The organism is Nostoc sp. S13 (assembly GCF_029379315.1).
Taxonomy (GTDB): domain Bacteria; phylum Cyanobacteriota; class Cyanobacteriia; order Cyanobacteriales; family Nostocaceae; genus Nostoc.
Genome location: NZ_JAQYWQ010000205.1, coordinates 1 through 6,325, shown reverse-complemented (window position 1 = coordinate 6,325; position 6,325 = coordinate 1). Strand labels below are relative to the sequence as shown.

Here is a 6,325-nt window from a genome sequence, read left to right as displayed (position 1 = left end):
AAACCTCTCCGTATTCTCTCTTAGTCTTGTTCAGAAATCAAATAGGAGTCCTATATATCCGGGAAGATTTAACTTGTGTACAAAGTTATTTTGTTCAGGCATTAAAAAAAATCAGCAATAAAAAAGCCTTCAACTAAAAGTTGAGGGCTATGATTTAATTAAGGTGCATCTACTATTTATATATCCGCCTTAGTTATTGCTTTATCAGGAAGAATTTAAAAAAAATGGATGACTCTGGAATTGATTTCATTAGGTACAACGGTAGTACTAGTCTCAATGAGGATAACTGCGGTTTTTGACTAGGTAATCATTGACTAACTTCGCAATAATTTTACAATTACCCGGAATTTCCCCTAAATACACAAAGTTTCTGTTAATATCTCTGATGCTATATCCGCAATAGTACCAATTTAGTTTATTAGTTGGATATATAACTATGAAAGTTAGATACACCCAACTTAATGAAGCGATCGCAATTTCTATTAGCCCTTGCTAGCCTTAGTATTGTCGGGGGAAGCTTTTTTCTGAAAACAACTTTTAGCAATACTAGCGAACCTAAAATAATAACTGATACATCACGCTACAAAGAAATTCGTAATCAACTATGGTCTGATAATGACCAAGTAAAGCATTTTCCTAATGAGATTCCCACTGATGCCAAAGACGTTCACATTGCTTACTCTCCCGAATTTTTGCCAGCAGGTAGTTTTTTTCAAATTAGACTGAAAGAGCCACCAAAAAAAATAGAAAAATTACTGTCACAATACAAAAATAGTGCAAAGCACAAATATATGGGTGGTAACACAAACGACCACATAAACCAGCCTAATGGTGTGCCGACAACTTTTTTCTACACCAGTGACTCTCATACGGAATCTTTTCCACCTACTTATGAAATATTGGTATTAAATGCAGAAGACAAAGGTAGACATGGCTTCAAGTGGAATCATGGAGATAGCTACGGTGTCGCAATTAATAGTTCAGCCTCAGAAATTATCTATTGGTCTGAAAAATGGTAATTGGCAATTCAATTACTCTTTTGGGTATATCACTTTGGGTAGTTAAAAATTATAGCCAGCATAGCTAAGATTTTAATGGTGCTTAAAAACTATCTTAATATGTAGAATGCCAACTGCTTTAATTACTGGTGCATCTAGTGGTATTGGTAAAGCTTTTGCCCATGAACTAGCTGCACGCAAGACAAATCTTGTACTCGTTGCTCGTTCTGAAGAGAAACTAAGCCAATTAGCTAAACAACTACAAGAACAGCACAAAATTCAAGTAGACGTTATAGTAAAAGACCTCACAGAACCTAATGCAGCATCTGCTGTATTTGATACTACAAAAGCAAAGGGATTAACCATTGACTTATTAATCAACAATGCTGGTTTTGGTTACTATGGCGACTTTGCTGAAGGGGATGGAGAAAGACAAATTAAAATCGTACAATTAAACATTTTGGCATTGGTAGATTTAACGCATAAATTTCTACCCTTGATGCGGCAACGTCGCTCTGGAAGTATTATTAATGTATCTTCTATTACCGCATTTCAACCGATACCATACCTTTCTGTTTATGCTGCTAGTAAAGCTTTTATTCTCAGCTTTAGTGAAGCATTATGGGCAGAAAATCGTCAGTATGGTGTCCGTATTTTAGTCACTTGTCCAGGGCCAATAGAAACAAACTTTTTTGCAGAAGCTAATTTTCCTCCAGCGCTGGCAAGCAGTACAGATAAAGTGTATTCTTGCGAAAAAGTGGTTTGGGAATCTTTAGAGGCTTTAGAAAAAGGGTATCCAACTGTTATTAGTTCTGATACTAACACTCAAATTAGAAGCAAATTATCTCGGCTCGTACCACGTAAACTTCTGCTGAGTATATTAGCAAAACATTTTAAAGCCTAAGTATATAGTTACAAGTTAAACCTCGCCTACGTTTAAACCCGTAGTTTTTCATCATTAGGTTCAAGGTGATTTTTTACCCACAAGCGATACCTACTGCGGCCTAGGCCTACGCTAATTTCAGAGGGTTTGGAATTATATCTTGTTCAAATAAATGAACCCGTTCAATCAGTTCTCTAGAAGATTGATAACATGTATGATAGTAAAATCTTCACGTAACCACAGCCACAAGTGTTCGCATAAAATCAGAGCTATAATCAGGTAAGGGTTCTAGGTTTAGGTTTAAAGGTTTTGGGCTTTCCAACTTATGAAGCCGATGTTACAGCCATTTCCGCTAGGCGAGTGGCATCCTAAAGTGTCCCGCTTTACGCTGCTACCTCTTCTTCGTCTGTATCTGTAGACCAGGTGGAATCACTATCAGCTGAAGAGTCTGACTCTGTATCTGCTGGTGAATTCAATGTATCATCTAAAACATATTTATACCTGTTTCCATCTTTTGTACTGCTAGATTGGGAATAAATGCCTGGTTGAGAAATTACATCCTCAATATATTCATCTCGTCGAGTTTCGTTGAGTCGTTTTAGCTCCAATGCTTTTTTGACTCCTGCTTTCGGATCTGTTAAGGATATAGCAGGTTCTTCTATTGCTTTTGTTGCTCTTTCTGTAAAACCCTCCTCTCCATCGGCAGGTGTCGTGTAAAGCAATCCTCCTTGTTTAAGTGTTTTATTAGCATTTCTTTTTATAGACGCATCAAGGTCTGTTTGCCATTCGGGATTCATGTGTTTTTTTAGATGTGCTTGTCTTCTCCTCGGCCAGGCATCTACAACCACTGAATTTTTATCTTTTGTGTCTCCAATCATGGAGTAAGTATGACTAAAGCTATCCTGTGATACATAATTTATTGGTTGATTCATTGATGGATTCAATTCTGGGCTTCCCAAGAAAGAGTGCGCTACTGCTCCCATGTCGTCGCAATTTCCGGCTCCACATCTCATCGCATTGGCTGCCCTCTCTTGCACCCACGGTCCTTCCGGATAGCTGGGAGTGTCTAATTCTGTTGCCTCTGCTGTCCGGGCTGCACTCTCTCCCCGTGAATTTTTGATATCAAAACGTTGATTTCCTGCTCCATAAGGTAAATTTTCTCTGGTATAATCAATCGCTTGATCTGCCCGTTCCAATTTATCCTTGGTCTTGGGGTCTACTCTTACTTTTTTTTTCTTCTCTTTCGGTATTTTGCCTCTCGTACACTGTACGACTGACTCACCTACATTTTCATGTGGTTGCATCCTATCAAGATGATGCCCATATTTTTCTGTCCGCATCAAAGAAGTCTTCAAATCAGGCTGCTGAGACTTTTCTCCCGTTTGTCCCTGCACTCCAAATGATCGCGGCTCAAATATTCCTGGTCTTGAAGTATTTGAGACGGCAGATGTTTTGTTGCTAGGATTTTTAGGTTGTCGGCTCTCCATAAGTATACCCTCGGGTGTCATTTGCAATTGGTCTTGCTGTTGCGGTAAAAACTCTTGCTGAATCTGGCTTTGTGGCTGATGAATCCTTTGCACTACCTAACGTGCTGTCTCGTTAGCTTCTTGCTCATACTTATCTCCAGGCTCCCCGATTTTCAGCTTCCCTTAGATTAGCAGTTTTCACCCCCGTTTTTTCTAAGTTTGTGAGAAATCCAGGCTTGAGTTTTGAGCTTTAACCTAATTCCAAAAAACTATGGTTTTCAAGATAGACGCGGTTTAGGAGTTAGGATTTTGGAGTTTGAGGTTTGGAATTTGGAGTTAAGAAAAGTGGGGAATTTTCAACTTCTAACTTTTCACTCTTAAATCCTCACTCTTAACTCTTCACTTATTAGATATATCTTGTTAATTGAACTCGGTAACGGTCTTTTTTAGTTACGGCTATTTCCCCAACTTCTAAACGTCCTTTAGAGCGAATGGCGATTAAGTCCCCTGATTTGACTTGAGAACTAGCTTGGGTAACTTCCTTCCAATTGACGCGGACATCACCAGCATCAATGAAATCAACCATTTTGCTGCGGGACATACCAAAACCAGCAGATGCAATCGCATCTAATCGCAAAGAAGCTTCCACAGTAGTTAATTCTTTTTTCTTGGGTTCCCGAACTTTTAATTCAGTTACCTCAATCTGCTGAGTTTTCACCGGAACCGATCGCACCTGTTTCAGACTGATTGACAAAAATTCCACTAACTCTGGTGCGACAATCGCCTGTGCCCCTCGTTCTCCCAAAACTATAATGTCTCCCGTCTTTTCACGAACAATTCCTGTTCCCAACATTGCGCCTAAAAAGTCGCGGTGAGAGGCGGTATCAAACAGGAAATTACCAGCAATTTCCACGGCGACAAGGCTGACTTGAGATTGATCTAAGGGAAGTTCGGAACGGGCGATCGCTATTTTTTGGCGTTCAGCTTGCGGATATCCACCCCACGCCACTAATTGCACTTCTGTTAATCGGTTAAACACCCGTTGAATTTCTGCCAATTCTGGGGGAGACAGAAAATCAGTCAAAACCACTTCCCAAGTTTTGATGGCTTGTTCCGCTTGATCAATTACACGAGCTACACTATCTCGATTTTCAACACCTTTTAAAAGTTCTTCTCGTGGCAACATTCTTAAAAATTATGAGTTATGAATTGAAAATTAAGCTCTATAACTGTCTTAATTCTAACTTTTTAAAGCGATTATTCACGGAGGGATTACAAGATGAGCAGCACTGCCTGTCTCAAACCTACAGCATGGGAGATAATTGACGCGATCATCCATGAATGGCATGAGAGCGCCGTAGCGATCGCTAGTCCTGAACTCGCAGTTGCTTTTAGTGCCGAGACTGATGAAATACCATTAAAGTCGCCATCTACTCAGAGTGCTGTTTGAATGAGAGTATATCAGATAACCATGAAGAAAATCCACTACTAGAGAATGTGGAGCCGCCATTCGTTAAACTGACGGCTCCAGCCACCTCCAAAGAACAGGGAAGCAACTCAAGTCGCTGTGTCGTGATCTGTAAACTATGATTCATTCAATACACGGTATTTGTGTCAGCATAACCTTGGATATTTTCTGGATCAAACTGACGTAATATTCGGGTTGCTTGCCGAGTTAGAGTTTCAGAACCTTGAACGGCAACTAAGTATTTACCCGCATCCAAGCGGTTCCGATAAGGTAAAGCATCACCACTACCTACGAGTAAACCGACTCCACCACCGACGATTACACCACCCATAGCACCACTAGCAGCACCCAGCAGTCCGCCAACGATGTGATTACCAACTTCACCCGCCCAGGCAAAAGTATCTAAACCAGTGATTAGGCTGAATGTAAAACCTGCAAAAAAACCAAATGGTATCAGCCAGGTTGCCATCAGTTGTGCTTGCTTTTTAGCTTGGTCTTTGGGGTCAATTAAACCAAACTCGTCAGCCGTTTTATACCCCCTCCCCAGGATAGTACTGTTTATGCCTTCTTTTTCTAAAGCTAAGTAAGCAGCTTCGGCTTGAATCCGGTCTGGTAATACGGCAACAAGGTAATTCATTGATTTTACAATTTGTCTTAATAGAAGTTTTGCCTTAACTAACAGCGTATCAGTCCTGGTCGAATCAATTGCAAACCGCGATAGAGAAGCGCACAAGTTAAATCTACATGGGCTAATCACTTTAGCGAATCTAGTGGCTCACAAAAATTGTTCACGCCTTGCTTGAGTACATATATCAAAACTGGCGTTGCTAAAATCTTCGGAAACGTCGGCATTGCTTTTAGATGTTCCATCATCTTTTGAAGTGAAGTATTAAGCAAATCTTCCCGATATTCTTGTTCGCAAATCACCACACGCCATTTTCTAGCCAAGGCATCTAACCACTCGGAATTTGCTCTTTCTGGTTCTTGTCCGGCTCGGATAGCTAGCGTCATCGCCGCATCTTCTAAATCTCCATCACAGTCTTCAATCAAATCCAGCGCTTCCATATCGCTCTTATCATCTGCTAATTGAGAGCGAAACTGTGCAATCTCTTGAGATGTTACTTTAGTCATGAGTGTTTGACAAGGCGAGCGAACACTCAGTTATGTTAGTCCAATTTTGACCCAAAAACTTGCCAAATTTAATTTTGCCGGATATTACAAGCGCAAATATCGTGGAGTTGTTGAGCCTGCTGGCTGGTTTTTATTAACTAACCTTGATAGTCTAAAAGATGCCATTAAAGCATTTAAGTTAGGGAGTGGAATTGAGCAAAGCCGGAGACGCTCTGCCTCCGGGCTATGTTTAAAGATTATAAGACTGGGGGGTATAATCTCGAATCTACTTATGCTGATGGTCAACGTTTGATAGCACTGATTTTATCGAACAGAATTCAGGAGTCAGGAGTCAGAATACAGGAAAGGTATTCTGTACGACTGGTGGATGAATAATCGG

The 6,325-nt window shown here is 40.4% G+C and carries 7 protein-coding genes; 3 read left to right on the top strand and 4 right to left on the bottom strand.

From position 1 onward, the window contains the following. The first annotated feature begins 461 nt into the window (after nt 1-461). Both PUQ00_RS31845 and PUQ00_RS31840 read left to right on the top strand, forming a co-directional pair. Complete coding sequence (locus tag PUQ00_RS31845) at nt 462-1,019, top strand: hypothetical protein (protein WP_300423920.1); 558 nt, start codon at nt 462-464, stop codon at nt 1,017-1,019. Between the two features lie 106 nt (nt 1,020-1,125). Further along, the gene (locus PUQ00_RS31840) at nt 1,126-1,902 is read left to right on the top strand and encodes an SDR family oxidoreductase (protein WP_300423919.1); all 777 of its coding nucleotides are present in this window, start codon (nt 1,126-1,128) and stop codon (nt 1,900-1,902) included. A gap of 362 nt (nt 1,903-2,264) precedes the next feature. Here PUQ00_RS31840 and PUQ00_RS31835 read toward each other — a convergent pair whose 3' ends face one another. Together PUQ00_RS31835 and PUQ00_RS31830 are read right to left on the bottom strand one after the other, a co-directional pair. Continuing rightward, entirely contained in the window at nt 2,265-3,461 is a 1,197-nt protein-coding gene (locus tag PUQ00_RS31835; protein WP_300423917.1) for a hypothetical protein, read from the bottom strand. Between the two features lie 292 nt (nt 3,462-3,753). Then, a complete protein-coding gene (locus PUQ00_RS31830) occupies nt 3,754-4,533 on the bottom strand; it encodes a photosystem II S4 domain protein (protein ID WP_300423916.1) in 780 nt (259 codons plus the stop codon). A gap of 93 nt (nt 4,534-4,626) precedes the next feature. Between PUQ00_RS31830 and PUQ00_RS31825 the strand changes: the two genes are divergently transcribed. Beyond that, nucleotides 4,627-4,797 (top strand): hypothetical protein, encoded by a 171-nt coding sequence (locus PUQ00_RS31825; protein WP_300423915.1) that lies wholly within the window; start codon nt 4,627-4,629, stop codon nt 4,795-4,797. Between the two features lie 145 nt (nt 4,798-4,942). Here PUQ00_RS31825 and PUQ00_RS31820 read toward each other — a convergent pair whose 3' ends face one another. Continuing rightward, nucleotides 4,943-5,452 (bottom strand): hypothetical protein, encoded by a 510-nt coding sequence (locus PUQ00_RS31820; RefSeq protein ID WP_300423914.1) that lies wholly within the window; start codon nt 5,450-5,452, stop codon nt 4,943-4,945. 116 nt (nt 5,453-5,568) lie between these two features. Next, nucleotides 5,569-5,946: a hypothetical protein gene (locus PUQ00_RS31815; protein ID WP_300423912.1), complete on the bottom strand. Its 378-nt coding sequence runs from the start codon at nt 5,944-5,946 to the stop codon at nt 5,569-5,571. Between the last annotated feature and the right edge of the window lie 379 nt (nt 5,947-6,325).